At 46.8% G+C, this 23,905-nt stretch carries 26 protein-coding genes and 1 riboswitch; of the genes, 11 read left to right on the forward strand and 15 right to left on the reverse strand.

Features of this window, described 5'->3' with window-relative positions; genetic code table 11:
- Positions 1 to 23: 23 nt before the first annotated feature.
- Complete coding sequence (locus ACOCLE_RS25610) at positions 24 to 782, reverse strand: HpcH/HpaI aldolase family protein (protein ID WP_419534819.1); 759 nt, start codon at positions 780 to 782, stop codon at positions 24 to 26.
- Positions 783 to 952: 170 nt separating this feature from the next.
- Here ACOCLE_RS25610 and mobA point away from each other — a divergent pair, with 170 nt between their 5' ends.
- The 8 genes from mobA (at position 953) to modC (ending at position 6,314) form a co-directional block, all read left to right on the forward strand.
- The gene (gene mobA, locus ACOCLE_RS25615; RefSeq protein ID WP_419534820.1) at positions 953 to 1,558 is read left to right on the forward strand and encodes a molybdenum cofactor guanylyltransferase; all 606 of its coding nucleotides are present in this window, start codon (positions 953 to 955) and stop codon (positions 1,556 to 1,558) included.
- Positions 1,559 to 1,582: 24 nt separating this feature from the next.
- Positions 1,583 to 2,119, forward strand: coding sequence for a molybdenum cofactor biosynthesis protein B (moaB, locus tag ACOCLE_RS25620; RefSeq protein WP_020582314.1), 537 nt, complete (start codon positions 1,583 to 1,585; stop codon positions 2,117 to 2,119).
- Between the two features lie 2 nt (positions 2,120 to 2,121).
- Positions 2,122 to 2,637, forward strand: a complete 516-nt coding sequence (gene moaC, locus ACOCLE_RS25625) for a cyclic pyranopterin monophosphate synthase MoaC (RefSeq protein ID WP_419534821.1) — start codon at positions 2,122 to 2,124, stop codon at positions 2,635 to 2,637.
- Positions 2,634 to 2,885 (forward strand): molybdopterin converting factor subunit 1, encoded by a 252-nt coding sequence (gene moaD, locus ACOCLE_RS25630; RefSeq protein ID WP_020582312.1) that lies wholly within the window; start codon positions 2,634 to 2,636, stop codon positions 2,883 to 2,885. Before moaC ends, moaD begins: the two co-directional genes overlap by 4 nt.
- Before the next feature lie 200 nt (positions 2,886 to 3,085).
- Complete coding sequence (moaE, locus tag ACOCLE_RS25635) at positions 3,086 to 3,529, forward strand: molybdopterin synthase catalytic subunit MoaE (protein WP_419534822.1); 444 nt, start codon at positions 3,086 to 3,088, stop codon at positions 3,527 to 3,529.
- A gap of 200 nt (positions 3,530 to 3,729) precedes the next feature.
- Entirely contained in the window at positions 3,730 to 4,548 is an 819-nt protein-coding gene (gene modA, locus ACOCLE_RS25640; protein WP_419534823.1) for a molybdate ABC transporter substrate-binding protein, read from the forward strand.
- Positions 4,549 to 5,241 (forward strand): molybdate ABC transporter permease subunit, encoded by a 693-nt coding sequence (modB, locus tag ACOCLE_RS25645; RefSeq protein ID WP_419534824.1) that lies wholly within the window; start codon positions 4,549 to 4,551, stop codon positions 5,239 to 5,241. It begins immediately after the preceding gene.
- Complete coding sequence (gene modC, locus ACOCLE_RS25650) at positions 5,241 to 6,314, forward strand: molybdenum ABC transporter ATP-binding protein (protein ID WP_419534825.1); 1,074 nt, start codon at positions 5,241 to 5,243, stop codon at positions 6,312 to 6,314. Before modB ends, modC begins: the two co-directional genes overlap by 1 nt.
- 67 nt (positions 6,315 to 6,381) lie before the next feature.
- Here the strand turns inward: modC and ACOCLE_RS25655 are convergent, their stop codons facing one another.
- The 10 genes from ACOCLE_RS25655 to ACOCLE_RS25700 form a co-directional block, all read right to left on the reverse strand.
- Entirely contained in the window at positions 6,382 to 6,909 is a 528-nt protein-coding gene (locus tag ACOCLE_RS25655) for a general stress protein (protein WP_419534826.1), read from the reverse strand.
- 435 nt (positions 6,910 to 7,344) lie between these two features.
- Positions 7,345 to 7,554 (reverse strand): cold-shock protein, encoded by a 210-nt coding sequence (locus ACOCLE_RS25660; protein ID WP_066017502.1) that lies wholly within the window; start codon positions 7,552 to 7,554, stop codon positions 7,345 to 7,347.
- Between the two features lie 331 nt (positions 7,555 to 7,885).
- Positions 7,886 to 8,401, reverse strand: coding sequence for an NYN domain-containing protein (locus tag ACOCLE_RS25665; RefSeq protein WP_419534827.1), 516 nt, complete (start codon positions 8,399 to 8,401; stop codon positions 7,886 to 7,888).
- Positions 8,394 to 9,125 (reverse strand): TVP38/TMEM64 family protein, encoded by a 732-nt coding sequence (locus ACOCLE_RS25670; RefSeq protein ID WP_419534828.1) that lies wholly within the window; start codon positions 9,123 to 9,125, stop codon positions 8,394 to 8,396. Before ACOCLE_RS25670 ends, ACOCLE_RS25665 begins: the two co-directional genes overlap by 8 nt.
- 79 nt (positions 9,126 to 9,204) lie before the next feature.
- Positions 9,205 to 9,768 carry a response regulator transcription factor gene (locus tag ACOCLE_RS25675; protein ID WP_419534829.1) on the reverse strand — a complete coding sequence of 188 codons (564 nt, stop codon included), beginning with the start codon at positions 9,766 to 9,768 and terminating at the stop codon, positions 9,205 to 9,207.
- Positions 9,761 to 11,098 carry an ATP-binding protein gene (locus ACOCLE_RS25680; protein ID WP_419534830.1) on the reverse strand — a complete coding sequence of 446 codons (1,338 nt, stop codon included), beginning with the start codon at positions 11,096 to 11,098 and terminating at the stop codon, positions 9,761 to 9,763. Before ACOCLE_RS25680 ends, ACOCLE_RS25675 begins: the two co-directional genes overlap by 8 nt.
- 177 nt (positions 11,099 to 11,275) lie before the next feature.
- Entirely contained in the window at positions 11,276 to 12,049 is a 774-nt protein-coding gene (locus ACOCLE_RS25685) for an energy transducer TonB (protein ID WP_419534831.1), read from the reverse strand.
- A 165-nt stretch (positions 12,050 to 12,214) separates the two neighbouring features.
- The gene (locus tag ACOCLE_RS25690; protein WP_419534832.1) at positions 12,215 to 13,489 is read right to left on the reverse strand and encodes a lytic polysaccharide monooxygenase; all 1,275 of its coding nucleotides are present in this window, start codon (positions 13,487 to 13,489) and stop codon (positions 12,215 to 12,217) included.
- Positions 13,490 to 13,720: 231 nt separating this feature from the next.
- Complete coding sequence (locus ACOCLE_RS25695; protein ID WP_419533005.1) at positions 13,721 to 14,764, reverse strand: transposase; 1,044 nt, start codon at positions 14,762 to 14,764, stop codon at positions 13,721 to 13,723.
- A gap of 84 nt (positions 14,765 to 14,848) precedes the next feature.
- Positions 14,849 to 16,021: a Na/Pi symporter gene (locus ACOCLE_RS25700; protein ID WP_419534833.1), complete on the reverse strand. Its 1,173-nt coding sequence runs from the start codon at positions 16,019 to 16,021 to the stop codon at positions 14,849 to 14,851.
- 325 nt (positions 16,022 to 16,346) lie between these two features.
- Between ACOCLE_RS25700 and ACOCLE_RS25705 the strand changes: the two genes are divergently transcribed.
- On the forward strand, positions 16,347 to 16,634 hold the full coding sequence (locus ACOCLE_RS25705; protein ID WP_419534834.1) for a glutaredoxin family protein: 288 nt from the start codon (positions 16,347 to 16,349) through the stop codon (positions 16,632 to 16,634).
- On the opposite strand, the gene tnpC is transcribed toward ACOCLE_RS25705, so the two are convergent.
- The 3 genes from tnpC to mobB form a co-directional block, all read right to left on the reverse strand.
- Positions 16,585 to 18,090, reverse strand: coding sequence for an IS66 family transposase (gene tnpC, locus ACOCLE_RS25710; RefSeq protein ID WP_419532963.1), 1,506 nt, complete (start codon positions 18,088 to 18,090; stop codon positions 16,585 to 16,587). The genes ACOCLE_RS25705 and tnpC overlap by 50 nt on opposite strands.
- Positions 18,091 to 18,377: 287 nt before the next feature.
- Positions 18,378 to 19,586 (reverse strand): molybdopterin molybdotransferase MoeA, encoded by a 1,209-nt coding sequence (gene moeA, locus ACOCLE_RS25715; protein ID WP_419534835.1) that lies wholly within the window; start codon positions 19,584 to 19,586, stop codon positions 18,378 to 18,380.
- Positions 19,587 to 19,612: 26 nt separating this feature from the next.
- Positions 19,613 to 20,167 carry a molybdopterin-guanine dinucleotide biosynthesis protein B gene (mobB, locus tag ACOCLE_RS25720; protein ID WP_419534836.1) on the reverse strand — a complete coding sequence of 185 codons (555 nt, stop codon included), beginning with the start codon at positions 20,165 to 20,167 and terminating at the stop codon, positions 19,613 to 19,615.
- Between the two features lie 677 nt (positions 20,168 to 20,844).
- On the opposite strand from mobB, the gene ACOCLE_RS25725 reads away from it, so the two are divergent.
- Both ACOCLE_RS25725 and moaA read left to right on the forward strand, forming a co-directional pair.
- Entirely contained in the window at positions 20,845 to 21,888 is a 1,044-nt protein-coding gene (locus ACOCLE_RS25725) for a transposase (protein ID WP_419533005.1), read from the forward strand.
- Between the two features lie 53 nt (positions 21,889 to 21,941).
- Positions 21,942 to 22,090, forward strand: a riboswitch (molybdenum cofactor riboswitch).
- On the forward strand, positions 22,079 to 23,059 hold the full coding sequence (gene moaA / locus ACOCLE_RS25730; RefSeq protein ID WP_419534837.1) for a GTP 3',8-cyclase MoaA: 981 nt from the start codon (positions 22,079 to 22,081) through the stop codon (positions 23,057 to 23,059). It overlaps the preceding riboswitch by 12 nt.
- Positions 23,060 to 23,071: 12 nt before the next feature.
- Here moaA and ACOCLE_RS25735 read toward each other — a convergent pair whose 3' ends face one another.
- On the reverse strand, positions 23,072 to 23,860 hold the full coding sequence (locus tag ACOCLE_RS25735; RefSeq protein ID WP_419534838.1) for a carbon-nitrogen hydrolase family protein: 789 nt from the start codon (positions 23,858 to 23,860) through the stop codon (positions 23,072 to 23,074).
- Between the last annotated feature and the right edge of the window lie 45 nt (positions 23,861 to 23,905).

The raw sequence follows: 23,905 nt of genomic DNA on the forward strand, positions 1-23,905 counted from the left end.
GCCTGTCACCGGAAAGCTTCTGGCTACTGCCTCAACGCTTTAATAGTGTGTGAGGCGCCGGATCTGACGAAGTCTGCATCACAACCAGCGGTTACCAGACTGAATCCTTTTTTTCGCATACGATCAGCAAACTCTGGCCCCATGCAATGAATAGCAGCAGGTACGTTATGCTTTTTGCTGCAGGAAAGGATGTGGTCGATAGCCTCCATTACTGGTGGCTCATAGTTGTCCGGACGAGGCTGGCAGCCCAGAGCATAGGAAAGATCAAAGGGGCCAATATAGACGGCTCCAAGTCCTTCTGTAGTGAGAATCTCATCCAGGTTATCCAGTGCCTGTCGGGTTTCAATCATCACAATGGGCAGAATGGTTTCTTCCGCCTTTTCCGGGTAATCGTTGCCCGCGTAGATCATTGCCCTGCTGGGTCCAAAGCTTCGATTGCCTTTGGATGGGTAACGGCAGATGGCGACAAATTCCCGTGTCTGTTCTGCTGTCTCAATCATTGGGCAGATTACACCGTATGCACCCGCATCCAGCATTTTCATAATGATGCCCGGATCCAGCCAGGGAACCCGGACAATAGGGGTAACAGATGTGGTTGATATGGCCTGCAGCATAGCCAGAGCGGATTCAAAGCCGATCATGCCGTGCTGCATATCAATGGTCATTGAGTCAAACCCCTGATGGGCGATCAACTCAGCCGTCATTGGACAAGGGTGGATAAGCCAGCAGTTAAGGGCGGTCTTATTTTGCTGGAAAAGGCTCAGTACCTGATTCTTTCTCATTGTTAATCATTGTTATCAGCGTTATGGAATCTCTGAAGTATAGTCAACATGAAGGCAGTGGAGCCGCTGCTTTTCTGCGTGATAATTGATCTCAAGGCTTGTCAGAGGTGCGGAAAACCTTACACTACCCTCGGTGAATATGAATATCGGATGAAAGAGTCTCTGAACGAATGACGGCTCATGGCGCGCTCTACGGTTTGGTTCTGGCAGGAGGTCGCTCCTCTCGGATGGGGCAGGATAAATCACGACTGAGCTGGTTAGGTAAACCCCTTTACCAGCATATGGCTTCTCTGTTGGCTCAGGCCGGGATTGGCAATGTTCTGATCAGTGGATCCGGATTTGCAGGTGAGGTGTCTGTCAATGAGCACGGCCCAACAGATGGCTCAGCTATTGAGAGCATTGAAGATGTTGTTCCCGGAAGAGGTCCTCTGAGTGGTATCCATGCTACTTTTCAGCATTTACAGGATGGCGACCGCTTGCTGGTCATTCCGGTTGATATGCCTCTGGTTCCTGCTGATGCGATCCGAATGCTTTGTGATCATCAGCAACCCTGTTGCTTTGAGGGGTTTAACCTTCCGGTGGTTCTGCCCGTGAATGCAGAGTCACGACAAATGGTTGAAAAGGCCATACAGAGTGATAACCCGAAGGATTATGCGCTCTGGCGTCTGCATCAGCAGTTGGGTGGAGAGGCGATGCCGCTGCCATTCTCCATGGAAGACCTCTTTGTGAACGCCAATACGCCTGAAGACTGGCGTGATCTGGTGGATAGATTTTGAAAATAGACGGGAGCGAGAATATCCATGGCTCATAATCAGTTTGATGAGTTTATTCCTGTAAACATTGCGGTGCTGACGGTATCGGATACCCGTACCGAAGAAAACGATACATCGGGTCACCTGCTGGTTGATAGTCTGACTGCCGCAGGACACACGCTGGTGGATAAAGCCATTGTGAAAGACGATATCTATAAAATCAGGGAAGTGGTATCCCGCTGGATTGCCAGTGATGCAGGGGCTCCAAAGTGTGTGCAGGCAGTGCTTGTTACCGGTGGTACTGGCTTTGCTGGCAGGGATAGTACGCCGGAAGCCTTACTGCCTATTTTTGATAAACAGATTGATGGCTATGGTGAACTGTTCAGACAGCTTTCTTATGAGCAGATTAAAACATCGACCATTCAGTCCCGTACCGTCGCCGGTATGGCTAACGGAACGGTTATTTTTGTAATGCCAGGCTCTAATAATGCCTGTAAGACAGCCTGGGAAGGCATTATTAAGGATCAGCTGAACAGTCAGCACCGTCCATGCAACTTTGTTGAACAATTGAAAAAGGCGGGTTGATCGTGTCTCAATCAGAGTCCCTTACCCATATTAACAGTGATGGTAAGGCCAGCATGGTTGATGTTGGTGAGAAAGACATCACCCGTCGTGAAGCTCGGGCTGAAGGCTACATCTACATGGCGCCTGAGACGCTGGCACTGGTAAAAGACAATGGCCTGAAAAAGGGGGATGTGCTTGCAGTGGCCAGAATTGCCGGGATTCAGGCAGCAAAGCAGTGCAGTCAACTGGTGCCGCTTTGTCACCCATTAATGCTGAACTTTATCGGTGTTGAGTTTCAGCTTGAAGACGAGCATTCAAGGATTCGTATCGAAACCTGCTGTCGCCTGAGTGGAAAAACCGGTGTTGAGATTGAAGCACTGACGGCGGCATCGGTTGCCGCTTTGACTATCTATGATATGTGCAAGGCTGCGGACAAAGAGATGCATATTGAAGGCATTCGCGTTCTGGAAAAGAGTGGTGGTCGAAGTGGTCATTACATTCATGGTCAGGAGACGTCTTTGTCAGGCGGTGCAGGATGATTAAAGTACTGTTCTTTGCCAGCTTTCGCGAACAACTGAACTGCGAGCAGCTGTCTCTGGAAGAGGGAGAGTATTCAACTTTACTCTCCGAATTAAAAAGCCAGCTGGCTGAAAAAGGTGAAGCGTGGCGTGAGGTGATGATGAGTGATCGTACACTGGTTGCTATCAACCAGAATATGACTCGCAAGGATGTCACTCTGAACTCAGGCGATGAAGTGGCATTTTTTCCTCCAGTCACCGGGGGGTGATTTTTATTTGAACCACTAAGGATTTGTCCTTAAATAACTTCCACATTATTCAAAACGCCGCCGCCCGCCACCCGCTTCCCGCAGAAGCACACACGGGTAGCGGGAGGCCGGCAGCGGATAGCGTCCCTTGAAATGTGGAAATAATTTCAGGGCAGTTTCTAAGTGTCTTTGTGGTTCAAAGCACAAACAGGATTAGAGCCGTGATTTCCATTCAAGTAGAAGACTTTAACCCCGGCCATGAATATGAGCGTTTGGAAGGGAATAAGTCATCAGGAGCCATTGTTACCTTTACCGGCACGGTTCGGGACATGAACCTCGGGGATGAGGTTGGAGGCCTGTTTCTGGAGCATTATCCGGGGATGACGGAAAAAGCCCTGCAGGAAATTATTGATGAGGCCATGGAGCGTTGGGAGCTTCAGGTGATTCGGGTTATTCATCGCATAGGGCAAATGCATCCCGGGGACAGAATAGTCTTTGTTGGCGTCGCCAGCGCCCATCGTAAAGAAGCGTTTGCGGCCTGTGAGTTTATTATGGATTACCTGAAAACCCGTGCTCCGTTCTGGAAGAAGGAAACGACTCCAGAGGGGGATCGCTGGGTGGATGAGCGTGAGTCTGACCAGGAAGCGGCTGATCGCTGGCTTTGACCTCTGAAAGTGAACTCTAACCCGGATATTTCATAAACATGTTCCCGTTCTCGCTTGTCCTTTATCACCCTAAGGGAATTTTGCTTGGTCGACCGTACACCCCGGTACGGCGCTCCCTCACAAAATCCCTTAGGGCGATAAAGTCCTGCCCGAGATTCGGGGTAGTTTATGAAGTATCCGGGTTAAACAACGGCTGCTTCATGTTAAGAACATTATTTTTAGCGTTTGTCCTCTCTTGTCTGGGGGCATCGGTCTACGCAGAAGAACTGAAAGTGGCCGTTGCAGCAAACTTCAAACCGTCGCTGGAAGTGCTGGCAAAGGCGTTTGAAGCAGAAACCGGACATCGGTTGTTGATCTCCTCAGCATCTACCGGTGTGCTGTATAACCAGATCACCAATGGTGCGCCTTTCGATGTCTTTCTGTCAGCAGACAGTCTTCGGCCTGAACTGCTGGAAAAAAAAGGGCTGACACTCAGAGATAGCCGGCATCCTTATGCCCTGGGAGAGCTGGTATTATGGAGTCCTGGTTTTTCCGGAAAGGATGGGAAAAATAACACCATGACACTGGAGGATCTGGCGGTCTACGAGGGACGCCTAGCCATTGCCAATCCGGCAACGGCACCCTATGGTTTGGCGGCACAGCAGGTTCTGGAAAAACTGGGTTTCTGGTCATCGTTCAGATCCCGCCTGGTTCAGGGAGCCAGTATCCAGCAGACCTGGCAGTTTGTGGCCAGTGGAAATATTCCTGCAGGGCTGGTGGCGAAAGCACAGCTGGCCGACCATGAAGACAACGATGGTCATATTTTTGTGATTCCTGCAACGTTGTATGATCCGATTCGGCAGGATCTGGTTATCTTAAATCGGACTCGCCAGCCTGAAGTGGCAAGAGAGTTTGTGTCGTTTATTTTGTCGCCGGCGATTCAGAAGACCATTGCTAAACAGGGCTATCTCCCCGTATCAACAAAAATAGCCGAGTTGAATGCTAAAACAACTTCCGAAAATCGAAGGGAAGCGCTCTGAATGCTGCTCACCGCTGTCTGGGTAACGCTGAAGCTGGCAACCATTACCACCATTATTCTGATGCTGCTGGCGATTCCCATGGCATGGGGATTGGCTAACATGCAGAGTCGGCTGAGGCCGGTATTGGAAGCTCTGGTTGGTCTGCCAATGGTATTGCCGCCGACTGTCCTTGGCTTCTATCTGCTTTTGTTTTTCTCCCCTAACCATACGGTTGGACAGGCTTGGCTTTCTCTTACTGGTTCAACGCTGGCATTCAGTTTTACCGGGTTGGTGATTGCTTCTGTTCTCTGTTCCATGCCATTTGTGGTGCAACCACTGCAGCGGGCGTTTGAACAGCTGGACAAAGGCCTTCTTGAGGCTGCAGCGATGATGGGAGCAGGGCGAATGGATCGATTCTTTAATGTGGTGCTTCCCTGTACCCGCAGGGCGATGATTCTGGCTGCCTGCATGGGGTTTGCTCATACTATTGGGGAATTTGGTGTGGTTCTTATGATTGGTGGCAATATTCCCGGAGAGACACAGGTTCTGTCGATTGCCTTGTTTGACGCCGTGGAGTCACAGCAGTTTACGGAAGCCCATCAGATTGCGGCAGGACTTATGGTATTTGCCATGATCCTTCTGATTACCCTTTACAGTCTTGACCGTAAGCCCGTGGCTCAATTACCCCTTAAATCAAACCCTGGTCGTAGTTAATGCTAAGAATTGATATTCAGCTTCCCCGGGATCGCTTTGTTCTTAGTGTTGATGAGTTACTGGATACCGATACCACCTGGGCCATTATGGGGCGCTCTGGTTGTGGTAAAACATCACTGTTGCGAACCATTGCCGGTTTGGAGACTCATGCCCGGGGATTGGTTCAGTTCAATGATGAAGTCTGGCAGGATTCCGAAAAGGGGGTATGGGTTCCACCGGAGCAGCGGGGTATTGGCTATATATTTCAGGAAGCCAGATTGTTTCCCCATTTGGATGTTATGGAAAACCTCCAGTTTGCGTTGAAGCGGACTAGAGCTAATACCAGCATGCCATCATTATCAGAGGTCGTTGACCAGCTTGATATTGAGCATTTGCTTGGACGAGCCGTTGATAAGCTTTCCGGAGGAGAAAAGCAACGAGTTGCTATTGCTCGAACCCTGTTAAGTGGGCCCCGCCTTCTATTAATGGATGAACCCTTGGCTTCTTTGGACTGGTCATCAAAAATAAGAATCCTCCCCTGCTTGAGAAATATCCATCAGCACTTCGGAATACCGGTTGTGATGGTAAGCCATGCGCGTGAAGAGGTTGCACGGCTCGCTGATAAGCTGGTGCTGATTGATCAGGGACAGGTTGTATCCCGTGGAGATTGCCGTCAATTACTCAGCCGGCCAGGTTCATTATTAACCAGGGATGATTGTGCACTGTCGATCCTGGAAGTGCAGGTGGGAAGCCATGATCAGGAATATGGGTTTACAGAGCTGTTGCTTGGTCAGCAGAAGTTATTGGTAAATCAAATTTCAGCAACACGGGGAACAGAGCTGAGAGTGATATTACCTGCTCAGGAAGTCAGCATTGTTGTGGAAGAAATTCACTGTACAAGTGTTCAGAATCGAGTAGCAACAACCATTCGAGCCATTCAGGAGCTTGATTCCAAAAATGTCATGCTGTTTATGGAGGCAGAAGGGCAAACGTTACTGGCGCTGGTTACCAGAAGAGCAATAGGAGTATTAAATCTGGCCGAGGGGCAAAAAGTTTTTGCCCATTTTAAAGGGTCTTGTCTGGACGTTATCTAATGTGAGCTTTCATTCAGCCACTGCATTTTAAAATGCAGTGGCTGAACATAAGTAAAATCTTATTTAACTAGTCATCGTTTTTGTTATGAGTTTCCACGCCGTCGTGGTCGGTATCTTCAAGCAAAACTTTGGCTGCAGCAGCAACATCTCCTTCTGTGCCGTTATAAAGCAATAGAAAGCTGCCTGCAGAGAGTGATTCTTCATAGCGCACAATGCTGTTCTTGGGAATTCCCATGCTGGCAAGGCCCGCGCCCAGTGCGGATAAGCCGCCGACAATAACCGCGCCTTCAAGGCCTCCAACAATGGCAGATACCAATGGCCCTGCAACCACCATTGGGCCAACGCCTGGAATCACAAAAAAAGCGGCACCAAACAGAATACCCCAGAGCCCGCCCCAGAAAGCCCCCATTTTTCCCCAGGCTTTCATTCGGTCACCCGTATTGTAATAACCAACGACGTGCTCTTCTGTATGATAGTCGTTACCAATGACCGATATCTTTTTCATCTCAAAGCCCGCTTTTTGCAGGCGCTTAACCGCATCATCAGCTGCATGATGGGTTTTATAGACGGCAACACAAGTGTTCGGGGTTTTCATGGTCATGTCCCAGAAGAGAAACTTGGTGGGTTTTGCTGCTAAGTACTAATGTGGTAGGTAAAAATAGAGGCCACAACATATGTACAAAGTAAATAAAATGCTGTTTTCTGATTCTATGCTGATCAGTTATCCCAAAGGTTTTTAACAAAGTAATCGATAACAATTGGAAGCGAGCAAAGTAAATCACTGCTAAAAAAATAGATGATTTTATGCATCCGTCAAACAATAGGCAGTTGTCTTACGCTTGGGAAAGAATGAGCTTTGGTTTTATATTTGTCTATTGTGTGGGAGAGAGCCGGGTGTCTATATTAATAGACAATGTCCATCAATATGCGGCTAACGCTGGAAGCGTGCTGTATTAAAATCTATTTATGAAAGGGGCAAAAAAAAAGAGCGCTGGAAGCGCTCTTTTTCTGTTTTCCGTAAGGGAAAAGCTTATGCTTTCTCTACGTTGGCAGCCTGAAGACCTTTCTGGCCCTGCTCAACGTCAAAGGTCACAGCCTGACCTTCAGCGAGAGTTTTGAAGCCGTCACCGATGATGGCGCGGAAGTGAACGAATACGTCTGGACCGCCGTTGTCCTGAGCGATAAAGCCAAAGCCTTTCTCTTCACTGAACCACTTTACCGTTCCGGTCGATTTAGACATGCAATGTCTCCTGAATATTTCTATAAAAATGCGTTGTACACGCGTTAAGCCAATGTGTAGTCACATCTTCATATTTCTATTTAAGAGTAAAGCAATCAAAGCAGCATAACTTAAACTAAGAAGTGGTGTGACGATCAGGAAGTACTCAAAAAGCGATACGATTTTTCGTTCTTCTCAATAATGGCCAATAGGAACTCTAATAGCTGTCCGAAGGGATGTCAAAGATTTTATCGAGTTTGTTCAAAACAAATCAATGGGTAAATTTTGAACAGGAAGACAGGTTAGTGTTGCAGTACTGCTTATTAAATTAATTTGTTGATTTATATGGTATTTATTTGTTTTGAATTTTCGTTTTTGGCTTTTTTATCGGTAACAATAAGTCACTGGAAATGGGGAAAAAGCAGTCGGCGGAATGAATCAGTGAGGAGGCGGTCAGCGGTTCGACACCATATACTTCGGTAAAGACCCCAAAGTCACTCTTAATTTTCTGCAGGAGCAGATCAAAGTCTCCATCTCCTGAAACCAGAGTAATAACATCCACTTTCTGTGCCCAATCGATCACGTCGAGAGTTATACCCACATCCCAATCACCTTTCGATGTGCCATCTACACGCTGAATATACGGTTTTAGTTTAACCTCAAAGCCAATAGCCCTCAGAATTGTTTGAAACTGCTGTTGTTTCGGATCTCCCCGGTCAATAGCATAAGCAATCGCTCTGGAAACGTTCCTGCCAGCGGTTACTTGGGCCCAGAATGCATTGTAATCAAAATGGCTGTTATAGGCCTGTCGAGAGGTATAATAGATGTTCTGCACATCAACAAAGAGTGCAATACTTGGTTCAGCCATCGGTTTTGCACCCCCCTTCGTTTAAACCCGCCTTTGTCATCATGATGGCTGATGATGCTTTCTGGGCAATATAAAGCAGGCCACCAACGGAAAAAACGGAAATCACCAGCATAAGAATGACGGACAGATTACCTTGCGTGGGGGTTGTCAGTAAAGTGACCAGATCTCTTGCCTGCATACCTATCCACAGTGCAAACAGCGTTCTAGGTATCATGCCAGCAAAGCCTGCAATCAGAAAGATATGAAGGCGCACACCAATCGCCGGTAATACCAGATTCATTAATGAAAAGGGTAGAATCGGAGATATGCGAGTCAGTATCACCAGTGGCCACTGGTGACGGTGTTGTAACTCATTAAGAATCAAATGGATTTTAGAATCATGGGGGAGTGTACTCATGAGCTTTCCACGATCCAGTTTTTTCCCGACCGTATAACCAATAACCGAGGAAGCCGGGTAAGAAATGATAATGAAGAAGAAGGCGCTCCACCCCAGAAAGTAACCACTGATCAGTGCTATCAGAGTTGATGGTGTTAAAGCAAGCGCCATCGTCAGGGTACTGGCTGCAAAAAGCCAGACCCAATCGCTGATAGATAGCGAGTAGAGAACACTCTGCCAGGTGATGACCAGTGTTGTGACCAGAGTGCTTCCGAAGATAGAGGTAATACTGAGCAGCCCCATGAGTGAAAGTATCTGGCGGTTATTGCGAAAAAAGGAGATGCTCACAGAAAGGACTGACCGCTGTATATAAAATGAACAATCGTAATGGCATTTATAGGGGGAAGGCAATCATTCTTACATGTGCTTAACGAGATCCTGACCGTTTGTTTAGTTTTCGCTGCAGCGTTCTACGGTGCATGCCCAGACTGCGAGCGGCTGCTGAAATATTTCCCTGATGCTCCAGAAGGACCTGTTGAAGGTACTCCCATTCCAGTTGATAAATTGGCATCCTTGTTTCTGGAATTTCTGGCCACTGCCTTTTCTCTGGCAGAGGAGGGGTTATACCCAAAGCGGTAAGTATCTGCTGGGTATCCACAGGTTTGCACAGATAGTCCTTTGCCCCAAGTCTCATGGCGCTAACTGTAGTGGCAATACTGGCATATCCAGTTAGTACTATAATCTCAATTTTTGAATTAAAGTCTCGCAGCAATTGAATGAGTTTGAGGCCACTTTCACTTCCCATTTTTAAATCGACAACGGCCCAGGCGGGTTTATATTGCTGTTGAAGAATGGCGGCCTTCGATACCGTGTTGGCGGTAATAGGGTTAAGTCTTCGTTTTCTTAGTGAAGCAGCCAGTGTCCGAATAAACGTTGTGTCATCATCTGCGATTAAAATGGCAGGCTGCTGGATACTCTGGTTATCACTCATTTCGGTTTGATTTACAATCTACAGCTATAGGGAGTAAAACTTCAATAAGAGTGCCTCCCGCCTGTTGTCTGAATATATGAACCTCCCCCCCTAGCCGTTCAACACTGGCCTGGCTGAGTAATAGACCAAGTCCGAGCCCATCCTCCTTTTGACTATAGGGCCTGACCATTGGAGAAACCAGGCTTTCAACCGCATGATAATGCGTCTCTATAGGGGAGCCTTCTCCAGTAGACTTATTAGTCTGGGAGAAACTCACTCCTTTATCAATAATCTGGATGGCGATATTCTTATCGTTACTCTTTACCGACAGCGACACCTGCCTTGGGCTAGCATCTTCTGCATTATCGAGAAGGGCGGAAATGGCTTGATAAAGTGTCAGATCACAGAGGATGAAAATAGAGTCGGGCCATTGAGATTTTTTGTATTGAAGCTCTGATTCAGGCCTGATTAACTGCCAGTTCTGGATAACTCGACTTAGAAAGTCTTGAAACTCAATACGTTCAATTCCGTGATATTGACTCTCAGCCACCAACTGCTGAAGCCTTTTTTTACATTCATTAACCTGCTTTCTAAGCAGGTTAATGCTTTCCGTGAGTGACTCATCTCTATATTCATCCTGAAGGTCACCCAGGATGATGGCCATTGTTGCTAGTGGTGTCCCAAGTTCATGGGCGGCGCCTGCGGCTTGAATGGCAATAGCAAGAATATTCTCGTCGCGGAGCTGGCGCTCTCGGGCAGTAGCTATATCTTTCTGCTGCTTCCTCAAGGCAGAAGCCATTAATTCAACAAAGTAATTAATGAGCAGTGCACTCAGTACGAACGTTATCCACATACCCACTAAGTGCATATTAATCATTTGTTGATGCAGAAGTGCGTGTTCTGAATCTGCTTCGAACCCAGCGGGTAAGTACCACTTCATAAGTGACGTATAGAAAAGTACAGCGCTGTAGGTGATGATCCAGCCATACTTTCTTGGCAGTAGTGCCGCACTGATAGAAATCGTAATTAAATAAACAGAAACAAGGGGGTTTGTGTACCCACCGCTGAAGAACAGAAGTATGGTATGACCTATTAGGTCGAGTAATAACTGGAAGAAAAACTCTCGTTCACTGACTACTTTTCTGCCATTTCGCAACCGAATGGTTGTAGTGCTGATCAGGATAAGGTTGAAAAAAAGAGCAAGAATTAAACCTGTTAGTGACAGCTGAAACGTCAAACTGGCCAGCAAAAAGAACATGCTTTCAAAGGTGGTCAGAATGCATCTGAGCCAACATAAGCGCCCGAGATTCTCTGCACCAATGGATAAGTTGAGTGCCTTTTTTACGATCATAAAGTTTCTTGATGTCTATCTTTTAACTCTTAGACCGATAAGAAGATCTTTCTATCCATACTCTCTTGTGTCTCAAAGGAGTATTACCACCATGCCCTTTATCGTTCCTTACTTGAGAGCTTGTATGATCAACGGGGGCGATGGCCTATGAGTAACGTCCTCTGGTATGGCGCAGACTCAGTTAATGGTGTAGTGAATAATGAACGATACCGTGATGGGTTGTAATACGCTCGCAGGTGGAGCAAAAGGCAGTGCCCGGCTGACAGCTTGAAGGCTGCTGACTTTAAACCTTTGGTCTCCGGACAGCATTTCGGCTGAAACCAGAGATCCATCAGGTTGGATAATGGCTCTCACCGTAACATCACCTTCGATTCCTCGACGAAGTGCCTGACGGGGGTATCGTTTCTGTTGATTAATACGTTGAATAAGATCAGATTGCCAGCTTGTTATGGCATTGCTCTGTTTACTTTCTGCAGGAATTTCTGTGGAGTAATCCAGGCCATCATCGTTGTTATTGAATGCCAAGTGGTCCTGACTGCTATTTATTCTGGGTTCAGTTTTATCACGGCCGTTGCTTGTATTTATCTCTTTTGGCTGGGCAGTTTTTAAAGCAGCTCGCTCATTTTTTGCTGAAGGGCTGATGTTATTTTTGCTCATAGATTTCGTAGCTATGGTCTGTTTAGTGTTTTGTGTAAATTGACTTTTCTCCGGTAGATTGCTTTCTTCAGTCTCACTGGGTAGTTGTTCTTTTTTCGCTGTATTTTTGAGGGGGGCAGGTGAAGGCGCTGTAGGTTTAGTGTTTCTTGCCAAGGTTAATTTAAACTCAGATGTCCCTTTATGCTCGCTGATCAATGAAGGCTGCTGATCTTTTGGTATAAGTACGAAAACGAGATGGAGAGCCACGGAACACAGTAAGGCAGCAGCAATACTTTTAGTTGTGTAGTGGTTCATTGTCGTCAAAGGTCTACAGGAAGGTGATGTCAGAATTATGTGGCTTATCAGGTGTTCAAAGTAAGGAGGGAATATTACTCATTTCCAGAATGGCTTGATAGGTGTAAACCCCAGAAAGGGCAGGAATTCCTTTCTGGAGTTGGGGGAAATGATAAAGAGAGCCGCTTAAGGGATTCTCTCCCAAGCTTCGGCCCAGTCTAGCCCTGTTGCCGGTTCGTAATAGAATGGCGCTTGATTGCACCATCCGGTATAGGGCCATGGCTTACATTCGTAAATATTGTCATCGCTGGCAAGGACTTTTGTGCCTGCGGAGTAGCTGCCAATACCTTCAGGGTAGATATGGTCGTATTGATCAGAAGGTTGCGGTGAATCTTGATCAATGACAGAAACGGTGTGAGTGTAATCCGCACTGTGAGCGAATACCGCATTTTTAAATATATTTACCTCATCGTACATGTAGTGATTCATCTCTTCATGCCAGAATCCAATCTGTACTGAACTCCCATGAAGGTCATTAACTTTTCTGGCAAGCTCCGCTGTCCAGGCAGTGAAATCACTGTTTTTTGTTGTGATCTCAATAGATTCATTGACTACATCCATTCCATTGCCGTTTCTTAAGCGGAAATTAGCTTTGTCTCCGGGCTCTGCTGGATTGGTTGTAAAAGTAAGGTAGCGCCCAAGCTTCACCAGTTCAGGAAGAGGGTCTGGATCGGGGTCAGGGCCCGGGTCTGTGCCACCATCGTCTGAAATGCGAATATCAGAACAGTTGTAGAACCCTTCTCCTGCAGGATCCTTACGTTGCCAACGTGTATATAGTATTGCACTGCCTGCCCGCCCTTCTGGAATGGTGTACTCCATTTCATAAAATCCATTAATGACCTGTTTTTCTCCGTGTTCAGCGATCAGTTCGAGGTCATCCCAAGTCAGTTCCTGAATTGCAGAATTAAATTCGGGTTTGCTGAGGTAAATTTGAAAAAAGTGGTTTGGGTGAGGGGCTGAAACATGAATTTTCAGCGTGTGCTTACCGGGTTTTATTGGTGTCTTCTGCCAGTGCATATCGGGAATATCCATGCCTGCTTTCTTCCTGTCGCCAGCTGCACAGAGCGTTCCGTCTTTGATGACGTCTTTAACCGCTTTCAGGCTGTTGTAATTAGGCACTAATGCGGAGAATTCATTTTTTTGCGTGAATGGATAGTCTCCTGACAGGTTAAATGCTCTTTGACAGGCTTCATTAGGAATGGAGTCTGTCCAGTAACCACCATCATCATAGCAATAGACCTGCCGTGCTTTTGGAGTTGCCACCCAGCCATGTGCAAGGACACTACCAGTAAAAGAGAGTGAAAGTGCCGCCAGAAGTGTTTTTTTATATGGAATATCAGTGAAGTACATCATCATTATTACTGCTCTTGTTGATGTTATGCTCTTGAAGTTCCAGAGCATCAGGGAGGTCTGGATTACACATTGAGCCAGCTGATCACATGTTGCTCTTGTATCATTGGTCAATGTCAGGAGTGTTTGAGATTTATAACGTGGTTTTTCTTATTGGTGTGTGCTGGTTGAAATCTGAATGAAGATGGTAGGCTTGATTTTTTGGTCATCGCTTTGCCCCATAAAAAAAAAAGACCTGCAGTGCGAAAAGCATAGCAGGTCTTTTTTTTATGGAGATAGAACTTACGCATTGACAGCTCTGATAAAAGATGGTCTCAGCCAGTCTTTACCATCAGAGAAGCTCTTAATGAAGTCCCAAATAGCATCCTTGAGCGCATCATTCTTAACGCGATAGATGCTACTGAGAGATTCAGATACTTTCTTGGCCTGAAGGCAGGCATACCCAAAGATAGAGGCAAAAATATGGTTCCTGACCTGCTGCTTTCCTCTCACCTGAAAGCGCTCAATACTGCAGAGTTGTTTCAGCGCCCGGTGATACTCTTCGATCGCCCAATGGTGCAGGTGAAGTTCATTAAAGCCTACCTGTGGTGATACCTCTGATCCAGCATGGGGTGTGTAGACGACGTAATGGCGCAGCTCGTTTTTTAGCCGCGTCCGGTACAAACGCACAGAACCAAAATTACGTAGCCAAACGGTTATTCCCTCTTCAGGAATCTCCAGGCTCTGCACTTGTTGGTAGTCACCCTTTTGGATAGAAACAGTACGGTTGCTTTTAACGGCAAACATAAAACCCAGACCGTTGTTTTTCACAGTCTTCAGGTTTGCGGCACTGCTATACCAGGAATCCCCCGTAACAAATGCAGGTCGTAAGCCCCATACAAGTACTTCTTTCAGCATCTCGAGAAAATAATCATTTTTGGACTTTCCGTCCGCAGAGTCATAGATACGGAAATTGACAGGAAGGCTATAGCCTTTGATATCGGTGTAATAGAGCGTTATGAGATTAATGCCCTTGACGGCTTTATGATGCTTGCCCGAGTAATGATAGCCGATGAATGCCGTGTAGTTACTGTACGGCTTATCCAGCACCGTATCATCAACCGATAGCGTGCCCCCATCAAGAATCAGCCTTGCGGCTACTTCCATGAAAAGGTCATTGGGAGCAAAGTCTTCACGTTGTAGAAAACGGTTAACGCTGTGGTGTGACATATCTCCGATCTCACTAAGGCGAGTACAGGTTGCTGATTTCGGCTCACACAATAGAAACCCTGTATATTTCGGCAAATCACACCCAGCTGTTGTAGGTCTTGTTATCTTTCTACGCACGACGACATCCGCTATTTTTTGCTGATCTAGCAATTTTTACAGCTGCCTGTCAATGCGAAAGTCCTAGGAGAGCTATCTCTCCAATCAAGCTGTCAGGAAAATGATGATACCTGGCAGGATGAAGAAGGCGATGAACAGATAGGCAAAAGCGTACATTCTGTTCTTAACGGCCAGATCAGACAGTTTGTCAGCCATAAACAGTGGGATTTCTCTTAGCCACTTGATGCCGTAAATCAGTACCACGGCACAGAAGTTAAAGAAGAAATGCACCATGGCGATGGTCAGTGCAGGCAGTGCTGCAGGACCGGTAATGGCTGTAGCAGCCAGCAGAGCCGTGATGGTTGTACCGATATTAGCACCCAGAGTAAAAGGATACATTTGTCGTACAGTAAACAGGCCATTTGCAACCATCGGTACCATCAAGCTGGTGGTGGTTGATGAAGACTGAACCATCACCGTCATGGTCATGCCGGACAGAATGCCGCTGATTGGACCACGGCCAATGGATTTGTGCAGCGCATCCTTGGCTTTACCCACCATGACCTTCTTGAGCAGCTTGCCAAGACGAACCACTGAGAAAAAGATCAAGACAATACCGATAGCAATCATGGCAATACCAGACAGCGTGCTGTCAGGCAGTACAGATACAAAGCCCTTGATAATGTCTTCGGCCGGTGATGTTAACGGGTCAATAAAGTTCAGGCCTTTCATTGACATATTCTGACCGCCAACCAGCATACTTGCTACGGATGCTGAAAGCTTGCTCAGGAAGCCAGTGAACAGTTCCAGTGGCAGAAGGATCAGAACCGCCAGCCAGTTAAAGAAGTCGTGAACTGTAGATGCGGCAAAGGCCTGTTTGAATTCTTTATGGCAGCGAATGTGACCAAGACTGACGATGGTGTTAGTAATGGTCGTGCCGATGTTGGCGCCCATGATCATCGGGATCGCAAGATGAACCGGCAGGCCGCCAGCTACCAGACCCACAATAACAGAAGTTACTGTACTGGAAGACTGTACGAGCGCTGTCGCCAGTGTACCCGCCAGCAGACCCATGATGGCATTGTTGGCAAAACTGAACAGCTGTGCTGCCGCTTCACTACCACCCACCGCCATTTTAAAGCCGGAGCCGATGACACTAACAGCTACCAGCAGAGCGTAGATCCAAAGAACAACACGCAGCCAGATACGACCGTAATGGCGCGTGGTCATGGTTTTGAAATCAGCGCCCTGTGAAGAAGCAGATGTCATTTCAGACATATAGAGTGCACCCTAGTGCTTATAAAGTTGATGGTAAAAATATCGAGTATTTGTGACAGTTTTATGACAATTTCTTCACAAAACTGACATATGCGGCGTCTCCTTAATTCGGGACTGTAATGATGTGTTTGATACTGGGTCTCATGAAGAGTTCACATAGTTAGCCGTCAGGTTTGGCTTTCACGGGGGCAGGGTTGTCATACTGAAAAGGCTTGCTGATATCCACTGGACTATATTAAGGAAAGAGATGTCGTGGTATTAGCTTTTTCTTAGCTTTTTACCTGATTGATTGTTAAGGATTTTTTCTTGAATAAGGATGTTCGGATTGAAAACCGTAATCATTTTTCTCCTTGTGCTTTTTGTCTACCAGAAATGGGATGACATCAATAATTATATTAATCCACCACCTGACTTTTCTGTTCAGCATGGGGGCAAAGTGATTCTTTACTCTGCTGAGTGGTGTGGCTATTGCAAGGAAACCCGCAAGTTACTCGAGCATCAAAATATTCCTTTTTATGAGTATGATATTGAGAAGTCTGCTGAAGGCTTTAAACAATTTGTAACTATTCAGCACCCAGCAAAGGCGTATTGTTGTAATTTCGAACCGCTTTAAGAAGCGCCTGAAATATGTTCAACCCCTGCTTTTTAGCAGATGATAAATAGCTTCGGATTCGGGTAAACATGGTACCTCCGTCTTCGCTTCTGAAGCAGCCTGAGATCTTCTGCTTAAGTTTGGCCATCCTGGCATCACGTTCACTGCCATTGTTATCGAAGGGAATTGAAAAGTCCGACATGAAGCGCAACGTTTCAACCTTAAACTCAATAAGCCTTTTGAACAGGTTGTAGGCCTTGGTATTCCTGACCTTCTTACGTCCAAGCACCTGTCGTTGTTTTTCCATATAAGCGGTTTCCTTCGTGAGAGCCCTTTGAAGGATTTGGTCGTATATCGTCTCAATGCGAAGCTGTATTGCACCAGGCATTTGAGTCAGACCGGCTGCTTTGTATTTCTTGCAGAAGTGCCAGGAGAGCGTAAGCAATTTCATCAGCCGCAGAGCCAGCTTATTCGCATCCCTATCGACAACTCCCTGAAGCTCTCTCAGATGATGGGCATTACAAAGCACATGCACTGCCGCATAGGCAAAGTAGGACTTCCAATGATCGTGAACCAGAATGCCTGCAAAAGTCAGCAGGATGCCCATTGCATCCATTGCTTCACAACCTCGCCTTTCTGAGAGGTAGTAAAGCGTCCATTGGTCATCTCGCATAATGTGTAACCACCACAGTGAACCGTCAACCCGCATGCCAGTTTCATCCGCTCCTGCAACCGGACTTTCTTGTAAAGCATCGCGGATACTCTGCTCAGTAGAGGCCAGGTTCTCATGGGTATAGGCAACAAAATTGGCAACAGAGCCTGCGCTGACACTCATGCAATAAATAGTATTGAAATACTCAGACACCCGGTGATATGGGATGAAGTGATACTGGTTTAAATGAACAGCCATTGCCTGAGTCACTTCTCCGTATTGAGCAGCGGCTTTCACTCCTTGGGGAAACTCAGCGGTGTTCCGTTTACCACAAGGACATACTTTAACGTCTGCCCAGTACGCGGTAACTTCAAATTCTCCGGGTCTACCTGGATCAAAAACCTGTCGCTCAATGTATTTGGTGGGTTTAATATCGATAAGCGAAGACTGGCAACAGCAACATTTTTCAACCTTCAGATGCCTGACATAATCGGGTAAGGCGACACGTCTCAAACAAGAGCCTTGATGACCTTTCTGGCCACCTGGTTTATTGCCTGAAGATGGTCTAAGGCTTTTGGGGTTCGGTGTTTCCTGTGAGGAGCAGGGGGCTTCTTTGGAAGATGTATCACCTTTATCACTCCCTTTTTTACTGGGCTTTTGATAACCATCTGACGATGGTGGCTTACTACTGTTTTGACTGTTTTTATTAACCCTTTCTTCCAGTTCGCTGCAACGTTCCCGTAAAAGCGCATTCTCGGTCCGAAGCTCTTCATTCTCTTTAAGGAGAGCTTCGGTAAACGGAGTAGCTGGGAAGTCTGGTTCCATACTGGAGATTTGTTAGAAAAATTGAGTATAAGATGATGGTCGAAAAATCAGAAAATTCCAGATTTATATGAAGGGTGCTGAATAGTTACAACAATTTAAAAGACTGAAAGGGAAGGGCGTTCCGCTAGTGTTTATTGGTGGCGAAGTGGTCAGGGGGTACGACCCATCACAAATTCTCAGGCTTGCAAATGAGCACTAAGTTCTCTTGAGTAAATCGATTCAATCAGCCAAAAGCAGGCAAGCCTCCTTATATCAATAAGGAGGCTTGCCGATTGTTGGGGAAATATTTACTGTAAAAGCTCATCAAAGAGCTGCACTTTCACCAGATCACCGTCTTGTTTATCACCATCCTCTTCGGCCAGCACGATATAGCAGTCAGAATGACTCATTGTACTGAGAACACCAGAACCCTGATGACCCGTGGACATGACCTGAAGTTCACCGGATTCACTGTAAACCAGTCTTCCTCTCTGAAAATCCCTGCGCCCTGGACGCTTCTTGAGCTGGGTTTGCGTGTGCAGTGTGAGTTCAACTTTTTCTACCGGCTGCTGGTTCATCATATGGCGCAATGCTGGAGCCGCCAGCTGCTGGAAGGTGACGGTAGCCGATACTGGATTACCGGGCAGACCAAAGAAAACACTGTTTGGAAGTTGTCCAAAAGCAAAAGGCTTGCCCGGCTTGATGGCCAGTTTCCAGAAGCCGGTTTCTCCCAGTTCATCAAGAATGTCTTTAGTGTAATCTGCATCACCAACAGAGACACCACCGGAACTGATCACTGCATCAGCCTCCTGATCGGCTTTCAGGAACGCCTTTCTTAATGCCTCTTTATCGTCAGGAATCTTGCCAAGGTCGATGATTTCGACGTCCAGTTTTTTAAGCATGGCTTTGATAACAAAGCGATTACTGTCGTAAATGTCGCCCTGTCCCAGTGGCTCACCTGGAAGTTTCAGTTCATCGCCGGTAGAAAATACGGCTACTTTGACTTTTCGATAGACAGTGACATTGGCAATGCCCAGCGAGGCCAGCAGTCCGATATCCTGAGGGCGGACTTTCCGACCCGGTGTGAATACCTGAGAGCCTTCCGGAATATCTTCCCCTGCTTTTCGGATATTGTTGCCGATCTTCTCTGGTTTCTGGAGAAAATGAATACCCTGATCTGTGGTCTCAGTCTGCTCCTGCATAATAACCACATCGGCAGCTTTGGGAATGCTGGCGCCCGTCATGATACGAATGCAGTGTCCGGCGGGAATCTCTCCGGAAAAAGGGTGCCCTGCCAGGGACTGTCCTGCCAGGGGTAAGGTGTCATGGCTCTGCAAATCCTTCAGGATCAGGGCGTAACCATCCATGGCAGAATTGTCATGAGAAGGCACATTGATAGGCGATACGATGTGCTCTGCTAATACTCTGCCAAGGCTGTCTTCCAGAGAAACGGTCTCTAATCCAGATACTGGTTTTACACCGTCGATCAGGGTTTCCAGTGCTGCTTCCAGCCTCATTAATCCATCAGTTGCACAGCAGTCACTCATGCTTGGCCTCGTTCATGTCTATGGCAGAAGTTCTCAATAAAACCGGCAATGTGTTCGGGGCGGTTGATATCCAGTTCTGCCAGATGATCAGGAAGATTGATGCCGGGATTGCCATCCCAGGCTATGGCAATGATATGGGGGTCATCAGTAAACAGGAAGGGCTTTTCATAATCACTGCGATGAAGCTCGATTTTAGGTATGGGTGCCTCTCGAAAACCTTCCACTAGGATTAAATCCAGCTGATTCTGGTTGAGCAGCTGCAGTTGCTCCTGCAGCTGTCGTTCGTATCCATCTGGGTATTCGGTATAGCAAATAGAACGACCTGGCATGCTCAACACCAGCTGGCTGGCACCGGCATGTCGTAAACGATAGCTGTCTTTTCCGGGAGGGTCTGGCTCTATCGTATGATGAGAGGCTTTGACCATGCCTGTTCTAAGGCCCTTGCTACCAAGAAGTGGCAGTAGTTTTTCAATAAGCGTTGTTTTACCGGTGCCGCTGAAGGCTGCTATGCCCAGAACGGGAATATTGGCAATAATCATTGAGGCAGTCATAGAAGGTGTCTTTTGTAGCCTGCAACTAGGGGGGGACCAACTGGCCATTCAACCAGTTGGTCATACAATCACTCAGGCAATACCCAAAGGGCATAAAGGCGAACGGCGCAGGACATGGTGGTTCCCTGTTCAAGGCGTTCAACACGGCATGAGTGCTTGTATGACTAACCCGAAGGGCCACCCATTATTTGCACCATACAGCGTTGCTCACTGCTCATGTGGAACAACCACACTACGCAGCTCGCGCCTTGTCTGGCGCAAATAATGGGTGGCTGGTTGTATGTTCAGTTGGCAACACCCCCTAGATGTTAACAGGAACCATGGATAGCATATTGCTCAGAGTGTGGCACACACTCATCGTGTAGTTAATTAATCTGGATCACTTTTGCTATCCGTACAAAAAAGATCCAGACTGCATGCAAGGTGTACTGTATTCGTCGCTTATGGCTTTCATGGATCAAAAGGGTCAGAAGAATAGCAGATTTACTTATTAATCCAATAAAACAATAGTGCCTGATGTCATGGTTTTTCGAGAAATAAGCAGGTAGGATTCACTTGACTGTTGTAAAACGATCTCAACAGTCCCTTAAGCAGTATGATTTCTACTATTTTAGGACTTTCGCATTGACAGGCAGCTGTAAAAATTGCTAGATCAGCAAAAAATAGCGGATGTCGTCGTGCGTAGAAAGATAACAAGACCTACAACAGCTGGGTGTGATTTGCCGAAATATACAGGGTTTCTATTGTGTGAGCCGAAATCAGCAACCTGTACTCGCCTTAGTGAGATCGGAGATATGTCACACCACAGCGTTAACCGTTTTCTACAACGTGAAGACTTTGCTCCCAATGACCTTTTCATGGAAGTAGCCGCAAGGCTGATTCTTGATGGGGGCACGCTATCGGTTGATGATACGGTGCTGGATAAGCCGTACAGTAACTACACGGCATTCATCGGCTATCATTACTCGGGCAAGCATCATAAAGCCGTCAAGGGCATTAATCTCATAACGCTCTATTACACCGATATCAAAGGCTATAGCCTTCCTGTCAATTTCCGTATCTATGACTCTGCGGACGGAAAGTCCAAAAATGATTATTTTCTCGAGATGCTGAAAGAAGTACTTGTATGGGGCTTACGACCTGCATTTGTTACGGGGGATTCCTGGTATAGCAGTGCCGCAAACCTGAAGACTGTGAAAAACAACGGTCTGGGTTTTATGTTTGCCGTTAAAAGCAACCGTACTGTTTCTATCCAAAAGGGTGACTACCAACAAGTGCAGAGCCTGGAGATTCCTGAAGAGGGAATAACCGTTTGGCTACGTAATTTTGGTTCTGTGCGTTTGTACCGGACGCGGCTAAAAAACGAGCTGCGCCATTACGTCGTCTACACACCCCATGCTGGATCAGAGGTATCACCACAGGTAGGCTTTAATGAACTTCACCTGCACCATTGGGCGATCGAAGAGTATCACCGGGCGCTGAAACAACTCTGCAGTATTGAGCGCTTTCAGGTGAGAGGAAAGCAGCAGGTCAGGAACCATATTTTTGCCTCTATCTTTGGGTATGCCTGCCTTCAGGCCAAGAAAGTATCTGAATCTCTCAGTAGCATCTATCGCGTTAAGAATGATGCGCTCAAGGATGCTATTTGGGACTTCATTAAGAGCTTCTCTGATGGTAAAGACTGGCTGAGACCATCTTTTATCAGAGCTGTCAATGCGTAAGTTCTATATTTTTAACAGTCATGTGTGGCTGTTTAACGTTGTGATTAACTGAATCAACAAGCGAGCGCCGAGCTTCGGTTCCTAAAGGGTTGTATCCCTACGGACTGGAAGCCGCAGTCAGAGAATGCATAACTGGCTGCCAGGGCTGTAGAAGAAATTCTGCTGCCTCCCGCGATTGGAAAGGTGTTCTATGCAACCATTGCAGGATCTTCAGGGACGGAAATTCCCTTACTTGCGGCTGTCAGTCACAGACCTGTGCAACTTTCGTTGCAACTACTGTTTGCCTGACGGCTGCCTTGACCATCACCACAGTGAAGCATTAACCATTGACGAAGTACGTCGTCTGGTAACTGCTTTCGCCTCCGTCGGTGTGGAAAAAATTCGCCTGACCGGTGGGGAGCCTACCTTGCGTCAGGATTTTTCCGACATTGTCAGAACCATCAAGCAAATCCCCGGCATAAAAAAGCTGGCCATGACCACCAATGGTTACAAAATGGATCAGCGGGTTACGGATTGGCTGGATGCGGGTATTGATGCCATCAATGTCAGTGTGGACAGTCTCGACCCGAGAGCCTTTGAGCTGATTACCGGTCATAACCGGCTTCGGGAAATTCTGTCAGGCATTCAAAACGCTTTTGATCATGGTCTGCCATCCATCAAAGTGAATGCGGTGGCTATGAAAGGCATTAATGATGATGAGCTGGACGCCTTTCTTGACTGGATCCGAGACTACCCCGTCTCTATTCGTTTTATCGAGTTGATGCAAACCGGGAACAATCAGGACTTTTTTCAGAAGCACCACTTCCCAGGTAAAAAGATACAGGAACTGCTGCTGGAACGCGGTTGGGTAAGAAAAATGCGCCTGGCCGATGCTGGACCTGCCCAGGAGTATTGCCACAGTGATTACGAAGGCACTGTTGGGTTGATCATGCCTTACAGTAAGGATTTCTGTAACGACTGTAATCGACTGAGGGTTACCAGTCTGGGGCAGCTCCAGCTATGCCTGTTTGCTGAGTCTGGCATTGATCTACGAGATCTTCTGCAGAGTGATGAACAGCAGGAAGCGCTGGTGGCTCGAATTCGTGACTCTCTCAGGCTTAAAGAAGACAGTCATTTCCTTGAACAGGGCTGGACCGGAGGTACTCAAAACCTGTCTCAGATGGGAGGTTAGTTCATTCAGTGGCTAGCTTTCCTTATTATTGGTTTTGAGTATTTCAGTGATGGCATTCATTTCATCAATGAGATTGACCCCAATGACTTTTTTGGGGTTCTTTGAATCGATATTCAGGGTTGTCGTTGCTGTTTCCTCTTGATGTTCCAGTTTGAGCAGGTAATCTCCTGTTGGTGTACAGACTTGGCTGTGACCACAGTAATGGCCAGAAATTGTCTCGGTACTCTCGGATCCCAGCCGATTGCACGTCGCAATATAAACGTCATTCTCAATCGCTCTGGCTCTTGCCATATGAAGACTCTGTTGCCCTCCAAAGTTGGCTGGATGCAGAATAACGTCGACACCCAGCTTTACGTACTCCCGCATGATTTCAGGGAACCAGAGATCAAAGCAGATCGCTATACCAAACCGTATACCCATATGTTCAAAGACGACGGGTTTATTTCCCCGTGAGAAGTACTGACGGTCAATATTGGTTTGGCTGATTTTCCGGTAACAGGCTTTTAAACCGTTGCGATCCACAACGACAGCGCTATTGAAGAACTGACCTCTGTCTTTTTCAGCCATGCCGGCTACTATAGTGGTGTCATACTGAGCAGATAATCTGGAAAGCGTTGATAGTGTTTCACTGTTGGATAAATCTTCTGCCAGCCCATGAATTTCTTCTGGCCGATTAAAAAGGTAGCCTGTTGAGAACAGTTCAGTGAGAAGGATAACCCCTCCTTTTGATTTGCCTGATGATAGCAGAGCTTCAATGACATCAAGATTTTCCAGTTTATTTTTGTAGTGAATATACGCCATGTGCGACTTTTAGGTTTGCATAAGGAGACATGACTGATCATGCTT

This window comes from Endozoicomonas sp. (assembly GCF_965196975.1).
In the GTDB taxonomy this organism is placed as follows: Bacteria; Pseudomonadota; Gammaproteobacteria; order Pseudomonadales; family Endozoicomonadaceae; genus Endozoicomonas.

Bases quoted from the DNA above. Each gene is read 5' to 3' on its own strand.
- ACOCLE_RS25610 (WP_419534819.1), bottom strand. From the start codon at position 782: ATGAGAAAGAATCAGGTACTGAGCCTTTTCCAGCAAAATAAGACCGCC.
- mobA (WP_419534820.1), top strand. From the start codon at position 953: ATGACGGCTCATGGCGCGCTCTACGGTTTGGTTCTGGCAGGAGGTCGC.
- moaB (WP_020582314.1), top strand. From the start codon at position 1,583: ATGGCTCATAATCAGTTTGATGAGTTTATTCCTGTAAACATTGCGGTG.
- moaD (WP_020582312.1), top strand. From the start codon at position 2,634: ATGATTAAAGTACTGTTCTTTGCCAGCTTTCGCGAACAACTGAACTGC.
- modA (WP_419534823.1), top strand. From the start codon at position 3,730: ATGTTAAGAACATTATTTTTAGCGTTTGTCCTCTCTTGTCTGGGGGCA.
- modB (WP_419534824.1), top strand. From the start codon at position 4,549: ATGCTGCTCACCGCTGTCTGGGTAACGCTGAAGCTGGCAACCATTACC.
- modC (WP_419534825.1), top strand. From the start codon at position 5,241: ATGCTAAGAATTGATATTCAGCTTCCCCGGGATCGCTTTGTTCTTAGT.
- ACOCLE_RS25655 (WP_419534826.1), bottom strand. From the start codon at position 6,909: ATGAAAACCCCGAACACTTGTGTTGCCGTCTATAAAACCCATCATGCA.
- ACOCLE_RS25660 (WP_066017502.1), bottom strand. From the start codon at position 7,554: ATGTCTAAATCGACCGGAACGGTAAAGTGGTTCAGTGAAGAGAAAGGC.
- ACOCLE_RS25665 (WP_419534827.1), bottom strand. From the start codon at position 8,401: ATGGCTGAACCAAGTATTGCACTCTTTGTTGATGTGCAGAACATCTAT.
- ACOCLE_RS25675 (WP_419534829.1), bottom strand. From the start codon at position 9,768: ATGAGTGATAACCAGAGTATCCAGCAGCCTGCCATTTTAATCGCAGAT.
- ACOCLE_RS25680 (WP_419534830.1), bottom strand. From the start codon at position 11,098: ATGATCGTAAAAAAGGCACTCAACTTATCCATTGGTGCAGAGAATCTC.
- ACOCLE_RS25685 (WP_419534831.1), bottom strand. From the start codon at position 12,049: ATGAACCACTACACAACTAAAAGTATTGCTGCTGCCTTACTGTGTTCC.
- ACOCLE_RS25690 (WP_419534832.1), bottom strand. From the start codon at position 13,489: ATGCTCTGGAACTTCAAGAGCATAACATCAACAAGAGCAGTAATAATG.
- ACOCLE_RS25700 (WP_419534833.1), bottom strand. From the start codon at position 16,021: ATGTCTGAAATGACATCTGCTTCTTCACAGGGCGCTGATTTCAAAACC.
- tnpC (WP_419532963.1), bottom strand. From the start codon at position 18,090: ATGGAACCAGACTTCCCAGCTACTCCGTTTACCGAAGCTCTCCTTAAA.
- moeA (WP_419534835.1), bottom strand. From the start codon at position 19,586: ATGAGGCTGGAAGCAGCACTGGAAACCCTGATCGACGGTGTAAAACCA.
- mobB (WP_419534836.1), bottom strand. From the start codon at position 20,167: ATGACTGCCTCAATGATTATTGCCAATATTCCCGTTCTGGGCATAGCA.
- moaA (WP_419534837.1), top strand. From the start codon at position 22,079: ATGCAACCATTGCAGGATCTTCAGGGACGGAAATTCCCTTACTTGCGG.
- ACOCLE_RS25735 (WP_419534838.1), bottom strand. From the start codon at position 23,860: ATGGCGTATATTCACTACAAAAATAAACTGGAAAATCTTGATGTCATT.